The sequence below is a fragment of the Modestobacter sp. VKM Ac-2977 genome (assembly GCF_026968045.1).
Taxonomy (GTDB): Bacteria; Actinomycetota; Actinomycetes; order Mycobacteriales; family Geodermatophilaceae; genus Modestobacter.
In genome coordinates this window covers 590,497-609,981 of the sequence record NZ_JAPVBQ010000001.1, presented here as the reverse complement: position 1 = coordinate 609,981, position 19,485 = coordinate 590,497, and the positions used below count along the sequence as shown (strand labels likewise).

The window sequence follows — 19,485 nt, the reverse complement described above, 5'->3', positions numbered from 1 at the left end:
GCTCAGTCGTCGACCGTGGCCGAGCCGGGAAGGGGAGCGGGGTCGGGGACCGCCTCCCCGGGGGGCGGCTCCGACTCGTGCTCACCGCGAGTGGCGTCCGCGGCCTGGATGATCGCGACCGCCTCGGCGACGTCGTCGGTGACGTGCAGCAGGTCGAGGTCCGCCGGGCTCACCGTCCCCTGCGCGACCATCGTCTGCCGGATCCAGTCGACCAGCCCGGACCAGTACTCGCTGCCGAAGAGGATCACCGGGAACCGGGTCACCTTGCGGGTCTGCACCAGGGTGAGCGCCTCGAACAGCTCGTCGAGCGTGCCGAAACCGCCGGGCAGGATGACGAACGCCTGGGCGTACTTGACGAACATCGTCTTGCGCACGAAGAAGTAGCGGAACAGCACGCCGACGTCGACCCACTCGTTGAGCTCCTGCTCGAACGGCAGCTCGATGCCCAGCCCGACCGATGTGCCCCCCGCGTCGCAGGCGCCCTTGTTCGCCGCCTCCATCGCGCCCGGGCCGCCGCCGGTGATCACCGCGTAGCCGGCGTCGGCCAGCGCTGCGCCCAGCTGCACCCCGGTGGCGTAGTACGCGGAGTCCCGCGGGGTGCGGGCGCTGCCGAAGACGCTCACCGCGCGCGGCAGGTCGGCCAGCAGGCCGAAGCCCTCGACGAACTCGGCCTGGATCCGGAGCACGCGCCACGGGTCGGTGTGCACCCAGTCGCTGCTGCCGCGGCGGTCCAACAGACGCTGGTCGGTCGTCGTCCCGGCGTTCTGCGGGTCGGGCTCGCCGCCGCGCAGGGTGATCGGCCCGCGGTGCCGGATCGGCCGCCGCCGGGCACCGTCGTCGGTCTGGCTCATGCGTCACTCCCGCTCAGGTAGGCGATCAAGGCGTCTTCGGCCGGCTGCAACCGGTCGACCCGGACGTGCTCCTCGACGGTGTGGGCCAGGTTCGGGTCACCCGGGCCGTAGTTCACCGCCGGGATGCCGAACGCGGCGAAGCGGGCCACGTCGGTCCAGCCCAGCTTCGCCCGGGCCGACTGCCCGACCGCGGCGACGAACGCCGCGGCGGCCGGCTCCGACAGGCCGGGCAGCGCGCCGCCGGAGGTGTCGGTGAGCTCGAGGGTGACCCCGGCGGCCAGCGCGTCGGCGAACACCTCGCGCACGTACGCCAGGGCCTGGTCCTCGTCCCGGTCCGGGGCGAACCGGAAGTTCACGGTCACCCGGCAGACGTCCGGGACGACGTTGCCGGCGACCCCGCCCTCGATCCGCACGGCGTTGAGCCCCTCGCGGTAGCGGAGACCGTCGATCTCGACCTCCCGCGCCGGGTGGGCGGCCAGGGTGGCGAGGATGCCGGCGGCGCCGTGCACGGCATTGACACCGAGCCAGGAACGCGCGCTGTGCGAACGGGTGCCGGGCACGGTGAGGACGACGCGCAGCGTGCCCTGGCAGCCGCCCTCGACCACCCCGTCGGTGGGCTCCAGCAGCACCGCCAGGTCGCCGTACAGCCAGCCGCGGCGCTCGCGGGCCACCCGGCCCAGGCCGTTGCGGACCGCCTCGACCTCCTCGTTGTCGTAGAAGACGAACGTGAGGTCGCGGGCCGGCTGCGCCCCGGGGACGCCGAACATCCCGGCCAGCCGCAGCATCACCGCGTCGCCGGCCTTCATGTCACTGGTACCGCAGCCGTAGAGCCGTTGCTCGCCGTCGACGACCTCGACCCGGCTGGGCAGGTTGTCGGCGATCGGCACGGTGTCCAGGTGCCCGGCGAGCACGATCCGGGTGGGCCGGTCCAGGTTCGTGCGGGCCAGCACCGTGTCCCCCACCCGCTCGACCTCCAGGCCGCCCAGCCCGCGCAGCGCCGCCTCGACGGCGTCGGCCAGTGGCCCCTCGGTGCCCGAGACCGAGGGCGCGTCGACCAGGGCTCGGGTCAGGGTGAGCACGTCGGCGCTCAGGTCGAGCGGGGGCAGCGGCTGGTCGGCAGGGCTCACGACCGCCGAGGGTAGTGAGGAAGGGCCTGGGTGCCCCCCGCCCCTCGCTGACGCCCGCATCCGGCCCCTGCAGCCAGGCCACGCTGGGGCGCCCTGGGTAGCCTGACTGCCCGTGACGACCGCTGCAGAGACCACCGGCGCGAACGGCGTCGGCATCGCCACCCTCACCTCCGACGGGACGGTGCTCGACACCTGGTTCCCCTCCCCGACGCTCAGCAGCGCCGACCAGGGCGAGAGCGGCACCCAGCCGATCGGGGTGCTGGAGCTGGAGGGGCTGCTCGGGCCCGACTTCTCCGGGCTGGTGCGCACCGACGAGGCCCGCGGCGTGCAGTCGGTCGCCGTCTCCACCACCATCGCCGACCTGTCCGCCCCGCCGGTCGACGCCCACGACGTCTACCTGCGCCTGCACCTGCTCTCCGCCCGGCTGGTGCGGCCGCACGGGGTCAACATGGACGGCGTCTTCGGGCTGCTGGCCAACGTGGCCTGGACCAGCGCGGGCCCGGTGCTCGCCACCGAGCTGGACGCGGCGCGTGCCCGGCTGCGCGCGGACGCCGGGCACCTGACCGTCTTCGGGGTCGACAAGTTCCCGAGGATGGTCGACTACGTCGTCCCCTCGGGCGTGCGGATCGCCGACGCCGACCGGGTGCGGCTGGGCGCGCACCTCGCCGAGGGCACCACGGTCATGCACGAGGGCTTCGTCAACTTCAACGCCGGCACGCTGGGCCCCTCGATGGTGGAGGGCCGGATCAGCGCCGGGGTCGTCGTCGGCGCCGACTCCGACGTCGGCGGCGGCGCCTCGATCATGGGCACCCTCTCCGGTGGCGGGAAGCAGGTCATCTCGATCGGCAAGGGCTGCCTGCTGGGCGCCAACGCCGGCATCGGCATCTCCCTCGGCGACGGCTGCGTGGTCGAGGCCGGCTGCTACGTGACTGCCGGGTCGAAGGTGCTCCTCCCCGACGGGACGTCGATCAAGGCCGGCGAGCTCTCCGGTCGCGACGGCCTGCTGTTCCGCCGCAACTCCCTCAGCGGCGCGCTCGAGGCCCTGCCGCGCGACGGCGACTGGGGCGCGCTGAACGCCGCACTGCACGCCAACTGAGGCCGGGGGCCGCCGCGCGGGCCCTCGCCTTCCAGGTCCCTGACAGTTCGGCGACCTACGATCGGCGCGATGGTGAGCACCCCGGTCGCGGGCCGACGGCCCCCGCCGCGGGCCGCCCGCCCCGCGGCACGTCCGGCGCGCCGTCCCCCGGCCCGACCCGCCCCGCGGCGCCGGGCCCGCCGGACGAGCCGCGCGCGGACGCTGTGGCCGCTGGTGCTCGTCGCCGCCCTCCTCGCCGCCATCGCGCTGCTCTGGCGGGAGGAGGAGGGCACGCCGTCGGTGCTCGCCGGGTGCACGGTGCCCGGGACGGACGTCAGCGTCACCGCCGAGCAGGCGGCCAACGCGGCGACGATCGCGGCGGTGGCCCGTTCGCGTGGCCTGCCGCCGCGGGCCACCGTCATCGCGCTGGCGACCGCGCAGCAGGAGTCCCGGCTGCGCAACCTCGACTACGGCGACCGCGACTCCCTCGGCCTGTTCCAGCAGCGGCCCTCGCAGGGCTGGGGCAGCGAGGCGCAGGTGCGGGACCCGGTCTACTCGGCCGGCAAGTTCTTCGACGGCCTGGTCGAGGTGCCCGGCTGGGAGACCGGACGGCTCACCGAGGTGGCCCAGGCGGTCCAGCGCAGCGGGTACCCGGAGGCGTACCAGCAGTGGGAGCCGATGGCGAGCGCGCTGAGCGGTGCCCTGCTCGCCACCTCTCCTTCCGCCCTGACCTGCGGCGCGGCTCCAGGCGCCGGGCCGGCCACCCTGGCCGACCGGACGGCCGTGGTCACCGAGGCCGCCCGGCGGGAGGCCGGCCAGCCCACGGTCGAGACCGACGGCACCGTCTCCATCGCCGGCGCCGGCTGGCCGGAGGCCACCTGGGCGGTGGCACACGCAGAGCGCTTCGGCCTCACCGAGGTGACGATGGACGGCTGGCGCTGGACCCCCGCGGTCGGCTGGGAGAGCACTCCGAGCACCTTCGAGCTCCCGCTCCGGCTCAGCCTGGACTGACCGGCGGTCAGTCGGCCGACGCGAGCAGGAAGGCGGTGGCCGCGCCCGTCGCGGCGAGCGAGCGCACGGTGTTCCACCGGGTCCAGCGGCCGGCGTTCTCCCGCCACGCCTCCGCCGCACCCGGCGCCGCGGCGTCCAGCCGGGCCAGCGCGTCGTTGAGCGGGACGTTCGCCAGCACGGTGACCCCGACGACCCCGAACAGGTACAGCGCGACACCGGTCAGCACGGCCGGCCGACGCGCCCCGGCGAGCTCGGCCCCGCCCAGCGCCAGACAGACCAGCGCGGTGCCGAACAGCAACGTCATGAAGCCCGGGCGGACCGCCGTGCGGTTGACCGACTGCATCGCCGCCGCACCGGCGGCGCCGGGCAGGGCGGTCAGCGCCGGCACCACCATCAGGCTGAAGACGGCGAAGGCCCCGGCGACCAGCCCCGAACCGATCGTCGCGACCACCAGCACGGGTGGGCGGTCCCCGTTCACGCCCGGCTCCCGGCGAGCGCGCTGCGCCGCACCGCGTCGGTGACGTCGGTGGCCGGGCGGCCCAGTGCCTGCCGCACGCCGTCGGTGGGCGCGGCGTTGCGGCCGTCCAGGACCTCGGTGAACAGGTGGGTCATCAGCTCCACCACCTCCGGCGGCGCGCCGTCTGCCGCCAGGGCAGCGGTGAACTCCGCCAGCGCCACCGACCGGAAGGCCACCGGCCGGCCCGTCGCCGCGGCGAGCTCGGCCACCGCCGCAGCGAAGGTCAGCGCCCGCGGCCCGGTCAGCTCGTGGGTGAGCCCGGCGTGCCCGTCGTCCAGCAGCGCGGCGACGGCCACGTCGGCGATGTCGTCGGCGTCCACGAACGGCTCGACCACGTCGTCCACGGGCAGTACGAGCTCACCGGCGCGCACCGCGTCGGCGAACTGCCCCTCGGTGAAGTTCTGCACGAACCAGCTGCAGCGCACCACGGTCCAGTCCAGCCCCGCACCGGCGGCGGTCTCCCGTACGGCCCGCTCCGCCCGCTGTGCGGCGGGCTCGCCCCGGCCGGACAGCAGCACCACCCGGCCGACCCCGGCCCGGGCGGCCCGGTCGGTGAAGGCGGCCAGGACGTCGTCCGCCCCCGGGACGGCGAGGTCCGGCGCGTAGGCCAGGTACACCGCGGAGGTGCCGGCCAGTGCGGCGTCCCAGGTGGTGGGGTCGGCCCAGTCGAGCCGGCAGGCAGCGCTCCGGGAGGCGACCCGCACGGGCACGCCACGGGCCCGCAGTCGATGGGCGATGCGGCGGCCGGTCGTCCCGGTGCCGCCGGTCAGGAGGATCAGCTGTTCGGTCATGACGTCAGTACAGCGAGGTGAATCGAGACGATCCATCGCCGAGGAGCGCGATGACATGCGTCAGCGTCTACGCTGCGCCGCATGGACGCCGTCTCCGCCCTGCTCGACGGCCCGCACGCGCGTGGGGCGTTCCTGCTGCGTTCCCTGCTCAGCCCGCCGTGGTCGATGCGGATCGCCGACGAGGCACCGCTGACCCTGCTCGCCGTCCTGCACGGGTCGGCGTGGGTGGTGCTCGCCGACGGCCGCGCCGAGCACATCGGCGCCGGCGACGTCGCCCTGGTCCGCGGCCCGCAGCACTACACGGTGGCCGACGAGCCGTCGACGCCGCCGCAGGTGTCCGTCGGCCCCGGGCAGCAGTGCACGCCGGTCGGGTCGGGCACCGGGATGGCCGAGCTGGGCACCCGCGCGTGGGGCAACGACGCCGCCGGGGGCACCGTGCTGCTCACCGGCACCTACCCCCAGCCCGGCGCGGTGGGCGAGCGGCTGGTGCGGGCGCTCCCGCCACTGGTGGTCGTCCCCGCCGACGAGGGCACGTCCGCGGTGACCCGGCTGCTCGCCGCGGAGGTGGCCCGGGAGGCGCCCGGCCAGGAGGCCGTGCTGGACCGGCTGCTGGACGTCACCCTCGTGTCCGCACTGCGGGTCTGGGCCGCCCGACCCGAGGCGCGGGCCCCCGGCTGGTACGTGGCCGCCGGCGACCCGGTCGTCGGGCCCGCGCTGACCCTGCTCCACGACCGTCCGGCGGAGCCGTGGACCGTCGCCTCGCTCGCCGATGGCGTCGGGGTCGCCCGGGCGACGCTGGCGCGGCGCTTCACCGAACTCGTGGGCGAGCCGCCGATGGGCTACCTGACCAGCTGGCGGATCGCGCTCGCCACCGACCTGCTCCGTGACCGCAGCCTGACCCTCTCCGGCATCGCCCACCGGGTGGGCTACGCCAGCCCCTTCGCGCTGAGCACCGCCTTCAAGCGGGCCACCGGGGTCAGCCCGGCTGCCCACCGCGCCACTCTCGCGAGCTAGCGGGTGAGGCGCTGCACGGCGGCGTCGATCCGCTCGTCGGTGGCGGTGAGCGCCAGCCGGACGTGCCGGCTCCCGGCCGGGCCGTAGAAGCTGCCGGGTGCGGCCACGATGCCCAGCCCGGCCAGCCAGTCGATCGTCGCCCAGCAGTCCTCGTCGCGGGTGACCCAGAGGTACAGGCCCGCCTCGGAGTGGTCGATCCGGGCACCGGCGGCCAGCACGGCCGGGGCCAGCCGGTCCCGGCGGGACCGGTAGCGCTCCCGCTGGGCGTCCACGTGGCCGTCGTCGGCCAGCGCGGCGGCCATCGCCGCCTGCACCGGGGTGGGCACCAGCAGACCGAGGTGGCGGCGCACCTCCCACACCCGGCGGACCAGCGCCGGGTCACCGGACAGCAGGCCGGCGCGGTAGCCGGCGGCGGTCGACTGCTTGGACAGCGAGTGGACGGCCAGCAGACCGGTGTGGTCCGGCCCGGCGACGTCGGGGTGCAGCACCGACCGCGGCCGGACGCCGTCCCAGCCCAGCTCGACGTAGCACTCGTCGGCCACCACCGGCACGCCGTGCGTGCGGCCCCAGGCCACCCAGGCGCGCAGCTCGTCGTCGGTGAGCACCCGGCCGTGCGGGTTGCCCGGCGAGTTCAGCCAGACGAGGACGGCGTCGCCACGGACCGCCGGCGGGGTGTCGGTGCGCTGCACGGAGAGCCCGGCCACGACGGCGCCCACCTCGTAGGTCGGGTAGGCGACCTCGGGGATCAGCACCGTCCCGGTGCCGGAGAGCCCCAGCAGCGTCGGCAGCAGCGCGACGAGCTCCTTGGAGCCCACCGTCGGGATCACCGAGGGCACGGCCCCCAGCGGGTCGGCCAGCTGGACGCCGAGCCGGCGGGAGAGCCAGCCGGCCGCCGCACGCCGCACGTCCGCGGTGCCCAACGCCGTCGGGTACCCGGGGGCGTTGCCGGCCGCGGCCAGCGCCTCCCCCAGCAGGGTCGGGGTCGGGTCCACCGGCGTGCCGATCGACAGGTCGACCGCACCACCGCGGTGCTCAGCGGCGCGAGCGCGGGCGGGGCCCAGCGAGTCCCAGGGGAAGTCCGGCAGCCGGACCGTGCTCACTCGCCCTGGGGCGGGAGCGCGGCCACCAGCGGGTGGTCCTTGTTGATCTTGCCCGTCTTGGCGGCACCACCGGGGCTGCCGAGGTCGGAGAAGAACTCCACGTTGGCGTTGTAGAAGTCCTTCCACTTGTCCGGGACGTCGTCCTCGTAGTAGATGGCCTCCACCGGGCAGACCGGCTCGCAGGCGCCGCAGTCCACGCACTCGTCGGGGTGGATGTAGAGCATCCGGTCGCCCTCGTAGATGCAGTCCACCGGACACTCGTCGATGCACGCCTTGTCGAGGACGTCGACACAGGCCTGGGTGATGACGTAGGTCACGGGGTTCCTCCGGGACGTGCGGGCGGTGAGCTCCCTGGCAGGCCAGGGACTGCGGTCGATCACGTCCAGTATCACCCGAGGCCTGCCCGCTCAGCGCGATGGGTGGGCCACCGACGTGCCGCCGGACCGCGCCACCCGATCGGGGGGTGACCTGCCGCACACCCTCAAGGGCCGGCCCGTCCCGCCGATGGAGCGGTGTGTCAGATGCGACGACGTCCGGTGACGGTGTGCAGGCGCAGGGAGACCCGCCCTCGCCGTACGACGCCGTCGCCGCCCTCGAACAGCTCCTGCTCCGGCTGCAGCGCAGCTCCGGCGCCAGCCGGGTCGCCGTCTGGGTGCACGAGGCCAGCACCGGCGTCGCCGTCCCCTTCCGCCAGGTCCGCTCCGGTGGACCGGTCGGTCAGGTGCCACCCAGCGAACGGGTGCCGCTGTCCCTGGACCGTTCACCGGTGCTCTCCGCGGTGATCGGCGAGCGCCGCACCCTGAACATGCACCTCGACGACGCCCCGCGGTCGCTCGCCGACGAGGCGGGCCGGTACGGCGTCCGCTCGGCCCACGGCGAGCCGCTCCTGGTGGGCGACGAGGTCGTCGGTGCCCTCGTCATCGAGCCGGCCGCGGCCGCCTCGGCCTCGCAGCTGCGGCACGCCACCCCGCGGCTGGCGGTGGCCCTGCAGGAGGCCTGGACGCGCCGGTCGGAGCAGCGCCGGCTGGCCCAGGCCGAGGTGCTGATCGGGCTGATCGAGAGCGCGGCCCTCGCCCGGTCGATGGACCAGCTCCTCGGCTCGGCCTGCGAGCAGCTCGCCGCGCTGGGCGAGGTCCACCGCGCCTGCGTCTTCCTGCTGGAGGACGGCGTCCTGGTGCCACGGATGGCCAGCTACGCCGACGGCCGGCGCGACATCGGCTCCTGGACGCAGTTCCGCCAGGCACCGGAGCCGCTCCGGCTGGCCGACGAGGTGCTGCGCACCGGTCGCCCGATGTCCGCCGACCGGGACTCCGACCTGCTGACCGGCTGGTGGGTCGACGCGTTCGGCATCGCCTCGGGCCTCGCCGTGCCCCTGGGCCGCAGCCCCCAGCTGTCCGGCGTGCTGACCCTGGACAGCCCCTCGATCCAGCCCTTCTCCGAGGACGTCCGCCGGCTCGCCTCGGCCGCCGGTGCGCACCTGGGCGGGGTCATCGAGCAGGCGCGCGCCACCGAGACCCGCGCCGCATCGCTCAGCACCGCCCGCGCCGTCCGCCAGCTGCTCGTCGACGGGGCGTCGGCGACCGGGGTGGCCGAGGCCGCCGAGGTGCTGGCCACCGTCGTGCGGGGACTCGCCGGCACCGAGCGCAGCGCCGCCTACCTGCTCGACGACGCCGGCCGGCTGGGCGAGGTGCGCCACGTCGGATGGCCCGAGCAGAACATCCAGGTGATCCGCGACCGGCTGGTCGGCCAGGACGTCAGCGACGTCCGGCTGTGGCAGCTGACCGTCCGCGACCGGCGCCCGGTCTTCGTCCCCGACGCCGTCGCCAGCGATCTGCTGGACGCCGACCTGGTGCAGGCGCTGGGCCTCACCTCCTACCTCAGCGTGCCGCTGCTGTCCGGCGACCGGCTGCTCGGCATGGTCGTCACCGGCTCCTCCAGCGGGACCGGCGAGTGGTCCCCGTCGCTGCGCCAGGCCGTCCAGCAGGTGGTGCTCGAGGGGGCCCTCGTCGTGCAGAACGCAGAGCTGCGGGCGGTGGAGCAGCTGCGCGTCCAGCAACTGGCGCTCGAGGCGCACAACGACCCGCTCACCGGCCTGGCCAACCGACGGCGCTTCACCGAGGAGCTGGAGCGCACCGTCTACGCGACGCCGGCCCGGTCCTGTGCGGTGCTGATGATCGACCTGGACCGCTTCAAGGAGGTCAACGACAGCTTCGGGCACAGCGTCGGCGACGAACTGCTGCGCCTGGTCGGCCCCCGCCTCGAGCAGCCACTGGGGCCGGCGGACCTGCTGGCCCGGATGGGGGGCGACGAGTTCGCCGTCCTGCTGCCCGACGCCGACGCGACCCGGGCCCAGGAGGTGGCCGACCGGCTCGGTGCCGCCCTGCGCGAGGCCTTCGTGCTCGACGGCATGTCCCTGCACGTCGACGCCAGCATCGGCATCGCGGTGTGCCCCGACCACGGCCGGGACCGCTCACTGCTGCTCGCCCGTGCCGACACCGCCATGTACTCGGCCAAACGGGCCCGGGACGGCTCCCAGGTCTGGACGCCGGACGGCGCCACGGACCCCCGCGACCGGCTGCAGACCCTCGAGGAGCTGCGCGACGCGCTCGACTCCGACCAGCTCGTGCCGCACTACCAGCCACAGCTGGACCTGCGCAGCGGCCGAGTCACCGGCGTGGAGGCGCTGGTGCGCTGGGAGCACCCCGAGCGGGGCCTGCTCGCCCCGGACACCTTCCTCGGCCTCGCCGAGCAGGCCGGCCTGATGCGCCGGCTCGCGCTGCGGGTGCTGGAGCGCTCACTCCGCGACCTGCAGGGCTGGCGGGCCGCCGGCCACGACCTGTCGGTCGCGGTGAACCTGTCGGTGTCCAACCTCGCCGACGTCGCCCTGCCCGACCAGGTCGCCATGCTGCTGGAGGCGACCGAGGTACCGGCAGCCGCGCTCACCCTGGAGATCACCGAGGACGTGCTGATGGCCGACGCGGCGCGCAGCTCCCAGGTGCTCGCCGGGCTGCGGGCCCTCGGCGTCCGGCTCTCGATCGACGACTACGGCACCGGGTACTCGTCCCTGTCGTACCTGCGTGCGCTGCCGGTGCACGAGCTGAAGCTGGACCGGAGCTTCGTCGGCCAGCTCACCTCCGACGTCCGGGCGGCGGCCATCGTGCGCAGCACGCTGCAGCTGGGCCGGGACCTGGGGATGACGATCGTGGTCGAGGGCGTCGAGGACGCCGCCGCGCTGGCCGCGCTGCGGGAGTGGCGGTGCGACGTCGCCCAGGGCTACCACGTGGCCCGGCCGATGGCGGCCGAGCACGTCCTCGACTGGCTCGCCGAGCGGCTGCCGACCCCGGTGACGGCCCCGCCCACCTGAAACCGCAGGATCGACCCCATGGGACAGCGGCGCTCACCCCTGGGGGTACCGGAGCTGGAACTGCTGGCCGCCCGTGGCTGGCAGGCGCTGGCGGAGGAGCGGCTGGGCGACTGGCTGCTGCGCGCCGGTGGTGGCTTCACCGGGCGGGCCAACTCGGCACTGGTCGTCGGTGACCCCGGGCTGCCCCTGCCCGAGGCGGTCGCCGCCGTCACCCGCTGGTACGACGACCGGGGTCTCCGGCCGTCCGCCCAGCTGCCCGGCGTGCAGTCCCGGCGCGCCGATGCGGCCTTCGACGCGGCCGGGTGGACCCGGGACGAGGACGTGCTGGTGCTCACCGCCCCGATCGGCCGGCCGGCCGAGCCCGCCGTCCCGGTCGACCTCTCCCCCACGCCGGACGACGCCTGGCTGGCCGGCTACCGGCACCGGGGGGCGGCGCTGCCGCCGGTCGCCCGCCAGGTGCTCACCTCCGCCGCGGACGTCGTCTTCGCCTCGGTGCGCCTCGACCCGGCCCCGGCCCCGCTGGCGGCGGTCGCCCGAGGGGCACTGACCGACGGCTGGCTGGGGGTCACTGCGGTCACCGTGGCGGAGGAGCACCGGCGTCGCGGGCTGGCCACCGCCGTGATGGCCGCGCTGGGACGGTGGGCGGCCGGACGGGGCGCGCACTCGGTCTACCTGCAGGTCACCGCCGGGAACGCCCCGGCCCGGGCGCTCTACCGGCAGGCGGGGTTCATCGAGCACCACCGCTACCACTACCGGCACCGGCCGGCCTGACCGGCGCAGCGCCCAGCGCACGGCCGACGGCGAAGGCGGCAGCCACCACGCCGACCAGCAGGAACCCGAGGGTGACCGCCTGCGTGGCGGCGTCGCCGCCAGGGAGCAGCAGGTCGCCCTCCGGCCGGCGCATCGTGCCGGCCAGCGCGACGGCCAGCCAGACCACGGCGGGCAGGACGGCGACCAGCCGCGAGCCCGACAGCCGGCGGGCCGCGTCGACCAGCAGCAGGTTGCCGACCACGGCCACGACCAGGGAGATCGGCACCGGGACCCCGCCGACCCGCCAGGGCAGCCAGAGCACCTGGACCAGCGCCAGCCAGGCGGCGACGACCACCGCCGCGACCGACCAGCCCAGCAGTCGGAGCAGCCTCACCCCGGCAGCCCGGCGAACAGGTCGTCCTCCCAGCCCTGCGGGCCCGACCCGGCCGGGCCCCGTTCCCCGCGGACCAGCCGGTAGTGCTCGGTGGCCAGCACCTCCTGGCCCAGGTTGTTCGACAGTGCGAAGAACGGGCCGTCCACGGTCATCTGGGTCGGGTGGGCGCGCATCGCGGCCTCCTTGCGCGCGGCGTGGGCGCGCGCGTCGACCTCGGTGGTCACGACGTCGTCGGCCACCGCGAACGGCACCTCGTCCAGGTCGCCCAGCGCGGCGAACGGCGACTCCTCCCCCAGGGCGGCCATCGCGTCGATCCCCCGCTGCACGACGGAGCGGGGCATGGCGTTCCAGTAGACCTTCGCGACCTGCCAGGCCGGCCCGAGGTCGGCCCGGTAGCCGGGGTCGGCGGCCGCCTCCACCGCGCCCATCGCGACCCGGTGCGCCTGGATGTGGTCGGGGTGCCCGTAGCCGCCGTCCTCGTCGTAGGTGACCAGCACCTGCGGGCGCACCTCACGGACGACGGCGACCGCGTGCGCGACCGCCTCGTCCAGGTCGCCCCGCCAGAAGGCGCGCGGGGCGTCGTTGGCCGCCGTCCCCATCATCCCGGAGTCCCGGTACCGGCCCGCCCCGCCGAGGAACCGCCAGTCGGTGACGCCGAGCGCGGCCATCGCCGCGGCCAGCTCACCGATCCGGTAGCCACCGAGCTGGTCGGCCTGGTCGGCGGCCAGCTGGGCGAGCTCGGGCACCAGCACCTCGCCCTCCTCCCCCAGCGTGCAGGTGAGCAGGGTGACGTGCGCCCCCTCGGCGACGTACCGGGCCATCGTGGCCCCGTTGTTGATCGTCTCGTCGTCGGGATGGGCGTGCACGAGCATCAGCCGGCGTGGAGCAGTCACGCGAGCAATTACACCGTGACGGCCCAGGACGCTCGTACCCGTGTCCCGCAACGGCCGCGAGCACAGCGAGCTGTCGATGTCAGGCGCGGGGTCCGGAGGACTCCCGCCTGACATCGACGGAAGCGCGTCACAGCAGCCGACCCGCATCTCGGCCGCGCAGCAGTGCGCGAGCAACGCGAGCTGTCGGATCCGAGCACGGGCCCGGAGGGTCCTGCTCAGATCCGACGAAGCGGCTCAACGCCAGCCGGGCACGGCCGCTGGCCGCGGTGCGATCCGCCAGGATCGCCATGTCACAGCACCGACTTGGCCTCCGCGTAGTGGCAGGCGTTGAGGTGACCGGCGCCGCGGTCCTCGAGCTTGGGGTCGACGGTCAGGCAGATCTCGCGCTGGCCGTCGGTCAGCTCGTTGGCGAACTTCTGGCAGCGGGTGCGGAAGCGGCACCCCGAGGGCGGGTTGGCCGGGCTGGGGACGTCGCCGGTGATGATGATCCGCTGCCGGGCGCGCTCGCGGCGCGGGTCGGGCAGTGGGATCGCGGAGAGCAGCGCCTGCGTGTAGGGGTGCGCCGGGCGGCTGAACAGCGTCTCCTGGTCGGCGATCTCGATGATCCGCCCCAGGTACATGACCGCGACCCGGTCGGAGATGTGCCGGACCACCGACAGGTCGTGGGCGATGAACAGGTAGCTCAGCCCCAGGCTGGACTTCAGGTCCTCGAGCAGGTTGATGACGCCGGCCTGGATGGAGACGTCCAGCGCCGACACCGGCTCGTCGAGGACGAGCACCTTGGGCTGCAGGGCCAGCGCCCGGGCGATCCCGATGCGCTGCCGCTGTCCACCGGAGAACTCGGCGGGGTAGCGGTTGGTGTGCTCGGGGTTCAGCCCGACGGTCTCCACCAGCTCGCGCACCCGCGAGCGCAGTTCGTCCTGGTCCTTGGTGAGCCCGTGGATGATCATGGGCTCGGCGACGATGTCGAAGACCGGCAGCCGCGGGTTCAGCGAGGCGTACGGGTCCTGGAAGACCAGCTGGATGTCCCGGCGCAGCGGGCGCATCTGCTTGCGGTCGAGCCCGACGAGCTCCCGCCCCTGGAACACGACGGAGCCGCCGGTCGCCGGCTGCAGGTTGAGGATGGCGCGCCCGGTGGTGGACTTCCCGCACCCGGACTCCCCGACCAGGCCGAGCACCTCACCGGGGTAGAGGTCCAGGTCGATGCCGTCGACGGCACGGACCGCGCCGACGGTCCGCTTGATCAGGCCGCCGCCCTTGATCGGGAAGTGCTTCTCCAGACCACGGACCGACAGGATCGGCTCGCCGCGCTGGGGCGTGCCGTCGGCAGGCCGCTGGGTGGTGGGGGCGGTCATGCCCGGTCTCCGTTCGTGGGGCGTGGCGGGGCGCTGACGACGCTCTGGGTGCCGGTGTCGTCCTGGCCGGCCCGGGGTGCGGTCTGGTCGCCGGGCGGGACGGCGGGGCCGTCGCCGTCCAGGTCGTCCGCGGCGAGGGCCACGCCGGCCGGGGCCGGGGTGGTCGCCAGGTCCACGTCGTCGGCGGACTCGCTGAAGATGTCGGCGGCCCGCCCGTGGGCGGCCTCGACCTCCTCGGTGCGGATGCAGGCGGCCGTGTGGCCGGGGCCGACCTGGAAGCGCTCGGGCTCGGCCTCGTCGCACTCGGCGATGTGCAGCGGGCAGCGCGGGGCGAACGGGCAGCCGGGCGGCATGTTGACCACCGAGGGCGGCGCGCCCTTGATCGGGGTGAGCCGCTCGCGGGTCGCGGAGTCCAGCCGGGGCAGGGAGCCGAGCAGGCCGAGCGTGTAGGGCATCCGGGGCTCGTAGTAGATGTCCTCGACGCTGCCGATCTCCACCGGCCGGCCGGCGTACATGACCAGGACGCGGTCGGCGATCCCGGCCACGACACCCAGGTCGTGGGTGATCATGACCATCGCCGCGCCGGTCTCGCGGAGGGCGGTCTGCAGCACCTCGAGGATCTGGGCCTGGACGGTGACGTCGAGCGCCGTCGTCGGCTCGTCGGCGATGATCACCTCGGGCTGGTTGGCCATCGCGATCGCGATGACCACCCGCTGGCGCATGCCGCCGGAGAACTCGTGCGGGTAGGAGTGCACCCGGTCGGTGGCGTTCGGGATGCCGACCAGCTCCAGCAGCTCGACCGCCCGTGCCTCCGCAGCCTTCGACGACAGCTGCTTGTCGTGGATGCGCAGCGTCTCCTCGATCTGCGCCCCCACCTTGTAGACGGGGTCCAGCGACGTCATCGGGTCCTGGAAGATCATCGAGACGCCCTTGCCGCGGACCCGCGACATGCTGCGGTCGCTCTGCCCCAGCAGTTCCTGGCCGCGGTACTTGATCGAGCCGGTGACGCGCGCAGAGCCGGGCAGCAGCCCCATCACCGCCAGCGACGTCACCGACTTGCCGGAGCCGGACTCTCCGACGATGCCGAGCACCTCACCGGAGCGCAGCGAGTAGTCGACGCCGCGGACGGCGTGGACCAGGCCGTCCTCGGTGGGGAACCGGACGTTGAGGTCGCTCACCTCCAGCAGCGGCGCACCCGGGTCGAACCCGGGCAGGCTGGTGGTGCGGCCCTGGTTCATGGTGCCCGTGGAGGTGGCACCGGACATGCTGGGGCCCGTGGTCCCGGTCGTGGACATGGAGCTCCTCGTCAGGCCCGCACGCGGCGGTTGCTCGGGTCGAAGGCATCCCGGATCCCGTCGCCGATCAGGTTGATCGACAGCACGATGATCAGCAGGGCGATGCCGGGGAAGTAGAAGAGCCAGGGGCGGGTGCTCGCGGCCTGCACCCCGTCGGACACCAGCCGCCCCAGGGAGGTCTGGTTGGCGCCGTTGACGCCGAAGCCCAGGTAGGTGAGGGCGGCTTCGAGGGTGATCGCGGTGGCGGCGGCCAGCGTCGTCCAGACGATCAGCGACCCCAGCGAGTTGGGGATCAGGTGTTTGAAGATGATCCGCGCGTTGGAGGCGCCCATCGCGTGCGCCGCCTCGACGTACTCCTTCTCCCGCAGGGAGAGGAACTGGCTGCGCACGATCCGGGCGAGGTCGAGCCAGCCGAAGAGGCCCAGGATGATGCCCACGCCCAGCGGGGTGCGGGAGCCCGGGAAGTTGCTGGCCACGACGATCAGCACGACCAGCAGCGGCACGGTGAGGATCAGGTCGACCAGCCGCATCAGGACGCTGTCGACCCACCGGCCGAAGTAGCCGGCCAGCGCCCCGACCAGCAGGCCCAGCGGGAACGCGATGGCGACGAAGAGCAGCACGATGAACAGCGAGCGCTGGACCCCGGTCATGATCCCGGCCATGAGGTCACGGCCGATCGCGTCGCTGCCCATCAGGTAGCCGGCAGTGCCCGGGGGGACCGACTGGTTGGCGCTGCTCTGGTCGGCGTAGTCGATGCCGGTGACCAGCGGGCCGAGGAAACCGAAGGCCAGCAGCAGCACGAAGATGACCGCCCCGGCCATCCCCACCTTGTTGTGCAGGAACCGGCCGATGATCTGCTGGCGCTGGCTCCGCGCCTTGACGGTGAACTCCCGCTCGACCGGGCCGCCCTCGGGCGTGCCGGGTGTCGCGGGGACGACGGGTCCGGTGGTGGTCTGGGTGGTGGCCATGTGTCCGTTCCTTCTCGCGAGGCCGGGTCAGGACAGCCGGATGCGCGGGTCGAGCACCGCGTAGAGGAGGTCCGCGACCAAGTTGAAGACGACCACGAACACGGCGCTGACCAGCAGCCAGCCGAGCACCACGTTGATGTCGTTCTGTTCGATGCCGTTGCTCAGCAGGTACTCGCCCATGCCGTGCCAGACGAACACCGTCTCGGTGATGACCGCACCGCCGAACAGCGTGCCCACGCCCAGCGCGACGACCGTGGTCAGCGGGATGAGCGCGTTCCGCAGCCCGTGCTTGAGCACGGTGCGGCGGTAGGTGAGGCCCTTGGCCCGGGCCAGGCGCATGTAGTCCGAGCCCAGCACGTCGAGCATGGCGGCCCGCTGGAAGCGACTCCAGGCCGCGAACGAGAGCGCAGCCAGGCTGATCGTGGGCAGCACCAGGTGCCCGAGCCGGTCGGACCACAGCTCCCACCCGGAGGCGTACAGCGACAGCCCCGGTGTCTCCTCACCGATCGTGTAGAGCAGTTGCTCCCCGAACAGGTCGTTGACCCCGCCGGCGACGTACTCCTTGAGCAGCGCGGCGAACCAGAAGGTCGGCAGGGCGATGAGGATGTAGGCGATGAACGTGAAGGTGTAGTCGGAGGCCTTGTACTGCCGCACGGCGCCGATGACGCCCACGATGATCGCCAGCAGGATGGCGATCACGATCGCGCCGATGATCATCCGGCCGGTCACCATGAGCCGGGGCCAGAGCTGCTCGGTCACCGGGGTGCCGTTGATGGTCTCCCCGAAGTCACCGGTGACCGCCCCGGAGAGCCAGCGCCAGTACCGGACGAAGAAGTTGTCGTTCAGGCCCAGCGTCTCGCGGAGGTTGTTGAAGAACGACTCCGGCGGCCTGGGGTTCTGCGTGTAGTACTTCTCCAGCGGGTCGAAACTGGCCGCACACAGCGCGAACACCAGGAACGAGCTGACCAGCAACACGAGGACCGACGCGAGCAGACGCCGGATCGTGAAGAAGAACATGTGGTGACCTTACGCCGAGAGAGGAAGCCGTCCGGCCGATCGGCCGGGCCGGCGTGCCTTCGCCGGACCCGCTGCAGGTCGTGCCGGGTCCGGGGGGAGCGGGGTTCTCGGGTCCCGACACACCGCGGCCCCCGGGATGGTCTCCCGGGGGCCGCGGCAGCCGGTGGCCCGGTGGTGTTCAGCCGTGCTGGGTGGTGCTCAGCCGTGCTGGGTGGAGCTGGGGGTCACTCGACCGTCCAGGTCTCCGAGTTCCACAGCGGACCGGCCTCGGTCGGGTTGTCCTGCACACCCTCGATGTCCGCCTGGTGCGCGACGAAGGTCGGCTTCTGGTAGAGCGGGATGGTGGCCATCTGCTCCCAGAGCAGGCCGTCGATCTGGTTGCCCAGCTCGGCCTGCCGCTCGCGGTCCGGCTCGGTGGCCAGCTCGGCGAAGAGCGCGTCGATCTCGGGGTTGCCGATCCGGCTGTAGTTCTGCTGGATGTTGTCACCCTGCGGCGACTGGTAGATCGACTGTGAGGAGGTGATGAACGGGTTGCCCACCCAGGCGAAGAGCGCAGCCTGGAAGCCACCGCCCTCCAGCGAGGTCGGCTTCTCGGCACCGGCGAAGATGTCCGGGTTGGCGTTGAAGGAGGCGTTGATCCCGGCCTCGGCCAGCTGCGGGATCATGACCTCGATCGTGGTCTGCCGCAGCGGGTTGTTCTCCGTGGTGTCGATCTGGATGTTCAGCGGGCCACGCTCCGGGTGGGTGTAGAACCCGTCCGGACCAGCGGTGTAGCCGGCCTGCTCCAGCAGCGCGCGGGCCTCGTCCACGTTCTGGGTCTTGACCTGCTCCGGCGCAGTGTCCTCGTACTCCGGCTGGGTGTTCAGCCAGATCCGGTTGTTCAGCACCTGCGCGTCGGAGGAGAACTGCCCGACGGTCTGGTCCACGATCTCCTGGCGGTCCAGGGCGTAGGCGAGGGCCTGGCGCACCAGCGGGTCGGCGAGGTGCGGGTCCTGGGTGTTCAGGTCGAGGTGCTCGAACGTGAGACCGAAGTTGATCTCGCTCTCGACGTTCGGCTCGAGGGCCTGGACCTGCTCGACGAGGTCGAGCTGCGGCTGCGGGTAGATGACGCCCAGCTCACCGGACTGCAGACCCTGGACGGCGGTCGTCGGGTCGTTGCCGATGTTCTGGATGATCAGCTGCTCGAGCTCCGGCCCCTCGCCCCACCACTCGGGGTTGGGGGTGAGCACGATGACCTGCTGGCCGGCGTCGATGTTCGACACCTGCCACGGGCCACCGGAGATGCCCTCCGGCAGACCCTCCGCGATCGGCCAGCCCTCGGTGATCGTCTCGCAGACCGCGGCCGGGTCGTCGGCGTCCATCAGGTGGGACGGGAGCAGGTTCTCGAAGTTGCCCTGCCAGTCGGCGAAGGGCGTCTCGTAGGTCACGACGACGGTCTTCTCGTCCTCGCCGGGCTCGACCGAGGCGATCTGCTCGTAGCCGGTGGTCGACAGCACCGCGGGGCAGCCACCGTCGGCCGGGTCACCGCTGCGGTTGGCCCGCCAGGTGAACTCGAAGTCGTCCACGGTGATCGGGGTGCCGTCGCTCCACACCGCGTCCGGGTTGATCTCGTAGGTGTTCACCTGCTGGCCGTCGACCTCCTCGAGGGTCGGCTCGCCGGTGAAGAGGTCCTCGTTGAACTCGACGGTGAAGTCGGGCTGGACCTGGTAGGCCGAGGGCAGCACCTTGATCAGGACGTTGGCCACCGAGGTGGCGTTGCCCGCGGCGATGTTCGGGTACAGGTTCTCCGGGAAGTCGGTCGACTCACCGAAGACCACGCGACCCGAGCCGCCACTGGCCTCGCCACCGCCCTCGCCGTCGTCGCTGCCGCCACCACACGCCGAGAGCGCCATCGCACCGGTGAGCCCGGTCGCGATGAGCATGGAAGTGCGCTTGCTCAACTTCACGTTCGCTTGCCTCCTCG

The 19,485-nt window shown here is 73.5% G+C and carries 18 protein-coding genes; 5 read left to right on the top strand and 13 right to left on the bottom strand.

Going from position 1 to position 19,485, the window contains the following annotated elements; all coding sequences use genetic code 11:
- Positions 1–2: 2 nt before the first annotated feature.
- A complete protein-coding gene (locus O2V63_RS02915) occupies positions 3–851 on the bottom strand; it encodes a TIGR00730 family Rossman fold protein (protein ID WP_269166068.1) in 849 nt (282 codons plus the stop codon).
- Complete coding sequence (gene dapE, locus O2V63_RS02910) at positions 848–1,978, bottom strand: succinyl-diaminopimelate desuccinylase (protein WP_269166067.1); 1,131 nt, start codon at positions 1,976–1,978, stop codon at positions 848–850. Before dapE ends, O2V63_RS02915 begins: the two co-directional genes overlap by 4 nt.
- 112 nt (positions 1,979–2,090) lie before the next feature.
- Here dapE and dapD point away from each other — a divergent pair, with 112 nt between their 5' ends.
- Together dapD and O2V63_RS02900 are read left to right on the top strand one after the other, a co-directional pair.
- Positions 2,091–3,074, top strand: a complete 984-nt coding sequence (gene dapD / locus O2V63_RS02905) for a 2,3,4,5-tetrahydropyridine-2,6-dicarboxylate N-succinyltransferase (RefSeq protein ID WP_269166066.1) — start codon at positions 2,091–2,093, stop codon at positions 3,072–3,074.
- Between the two features lie 69 nt (positions 3,075–3,143).
- Positions 3,144–4,064 carry a hypothetical protein gene (locus tag O2V63_RS02900; RefSeq protein WP_269166065.1) on the top strand — a complete coding sequence of 307 codons (921 nt, stop codon included), beginning with the start codon at positions 3,144–3,146 and terminating at the stop codon, positions 4,062–4,064.
- A 7-nt stretch (positions 4,065–4,071) separates the two neighbouring features.
- Here O2V63_RS02900 and O2V63_RS02895 read toward each other — a convergent pair whose 3' ends face one another.
- Together O2V63_RS02895 and O2V63_RS02890 are read right to left on the bottom strand one after the other, a co-directional pair.
- On the bottom strand, positions 4,072–4,542 hold the full coding sequence (locus O2V63_RS02895; RefSeq protein ID WP_269166064.1) for an anthrone oxygenase family protein: 471 nt from the start codon (positions 4,540–4,542) through the stop codon (positions 4,072–4,074).
- Positions 4,539–5,372, bottom strand: a complete 834-nt coding sequence (locus O2V63_RS02890; protein WP_269166063.1) for an NAD(P)H-binding protein — start codon at positions 5,370–5,372, stop codon at positions 4,539–4,541. Before O2V63_RS02890 ends, O2V63_RS02895 begins: the two co-directional genes overlap by 4 nt.
- 81 nt (positions 5,373–5,453) lie before the next feature.
- Between O2V63_RS02890 and O2V63_RS02885 the strand changes: the two genes are divergently transcribed.
- Positions 5,454–6,386 (top strand): AraC family transcriptional regulator, encoded by a 933-nt coding sequence (locus O2V63_RS02885; protein ID WP_269166062.1) that lies wholly within the window; start codon positions 5,454–5,456, stop codon positions 6,384–6,386.
- On the opposite strand, the gene dapC is transcribed toward O2V63_RS02885, so the two are convergent.
- Positions 6,383–7,486: a succinyldiaminopimelate transaminase gene (gene dapC / locus O2V63_RS02880; RefSeq protein ID WP_269166061.1), complete on the bottom strand. Its 1,104-nt coding sequence runs from the start codon at positions 7,484–7,486 to the stop codon at positions 6,383–6,385. The genes O2V63_RS02885 and dapC overlap by 4 nt on opposite strands.
- Entirely contained in the window at positions 7,483–7,803 is a 321-nt protein-coding gene (gene fdxA, locus O2V63_RS02875; protein WP_014739194.1) for a ferredoxin, read from the bottom strand. Before fdxA ends, dapC begins: the two co-directional genes overlap by 4 nt.
- Positions 7,804–8,030: 227 nt before the next feature.
- Here fdxA and O2V63_RS02870 point away from each other — a divergent pair, with 227 nt between their 5' ends.
- The gene (locus O2V63_RS02870) at positions 8,031–10,850 is read left to right on the top strand and encodes a bifunctional diguanylate cyclase/phosphodiesterase (RefSeq protein WP_269166060.1); all 2,820 of its coding nucleotides are present in this window, start codon (positions 8,031–8,033) and stop codon (positions 10,848–10,850) included.
- 18 nt (positions 10,851–10,868) lie between these two features.
- Positions 10,869–11,621, top strand: a complete 753-nt coding sequence (locus O2V63_RS02865) for a GNAT family N-acetyltransferase (RefSeq protein ID WP_269166059.1) — start codon at positions 10,869–10,871, stop codon at positions 11,619–11,621.
- Here O2V63_RS02865 and O2V63_RS02860 read toward each other — a convergent pair.
- From O2V63_RS02860 to O2V63_RS02830, 7 genes are all read right to left on the bottom strand, one after another.
- Positions 11,578–11,994, bottom strand: a complete 417-nt coding sequence (locus tag O2V63_RS02860; RefSeq protein ID WP_269166058.1) for a hypothetical protein — start codon at positions 11,992–11,994, stop codon at positions 11,578–11,580. The two genes, O2V63_RS02865 and O2V63_RS02860, sit on opposite strands and share 44 nt — an antisense overlap.
- Positions 11,991–12,887 (bottom strand): N-acetyl-1-D-myo-inositol-2-amino-2-deoxy-alpha-D-glucopyranoside deacetylase, encoded by an 897-nt coding sequence (gene mshB, locus O2V63_RS02855; protein WP_269166057.1) that lies wholly within the window; start codon positions 12,885–12,887, stop codon positions 11,991–11,993. Before mshB ends, O2V63_RS02860 begins: the two co-directional genes overlap by 4 nt.
- Before the next feature lie 290 nt (positions 12,888–13,177).
- Complete coding sequence (locus O2V63_RS02850; protein ID WP_269166056.1) at positions 13,178–14,242, bottom strand: ABC transporter ATP-binding protein; 1,065 nt, start codon at positions 14,240–14,242, stop codon at positions 13,178–13,180.
- Complete coding sequence (locus tag O2V63_RS02845) at positions 14,239–15,537, bottom strand: ABC transporter ATP-binding protein (protein WP_269166055.1); 1,299 nt, start codon at positions 15,535–15,537, stop codon at positions 14,239–14,241. The genes O2V63_RS02850 and O2V63_RS02845 overlap by 4 nt, the downstream gene beginning before the upstream one ends.
- 11 nt (positions 15,538–15,548) lie before the next feature.
- Entirely contained in the window at positions 15,549–16,505 is a 957-nt protein-coding gene (locus O2V63_RS02840; RefSeq protein WP_269166054.1) for an ABC transporter permease, read from the bottom strand.
- Between the two features lie 27 nt (positions 16,506–16,532).
- Positions 16,533–17,522, bottom strand: a complete 990-nt coding sequence (locus O2V63_RS02835; protein ID WP_269166053.1) for an ABC transporter permease — start codon at positions 17,520–17,522, stop codon at positions 16,533–16,535.
- 224 nt (positions 17,523–17,746) lie between these two features.
- Positions 17,747–19,468: an ABC transporter family substrate-binding protein gene (locus tag O2V63_RS02830; RefSeq protein WP_269166052.1), complete on the bottom strand. Its 1,722-nt coding sequence runs from the start codon at positions 19,466–19,468 to the stop codon at positions 17,747–17,749.
- Between the last annotated feature and the right edge of the window lie 17 nt (positions 19,469–19,485).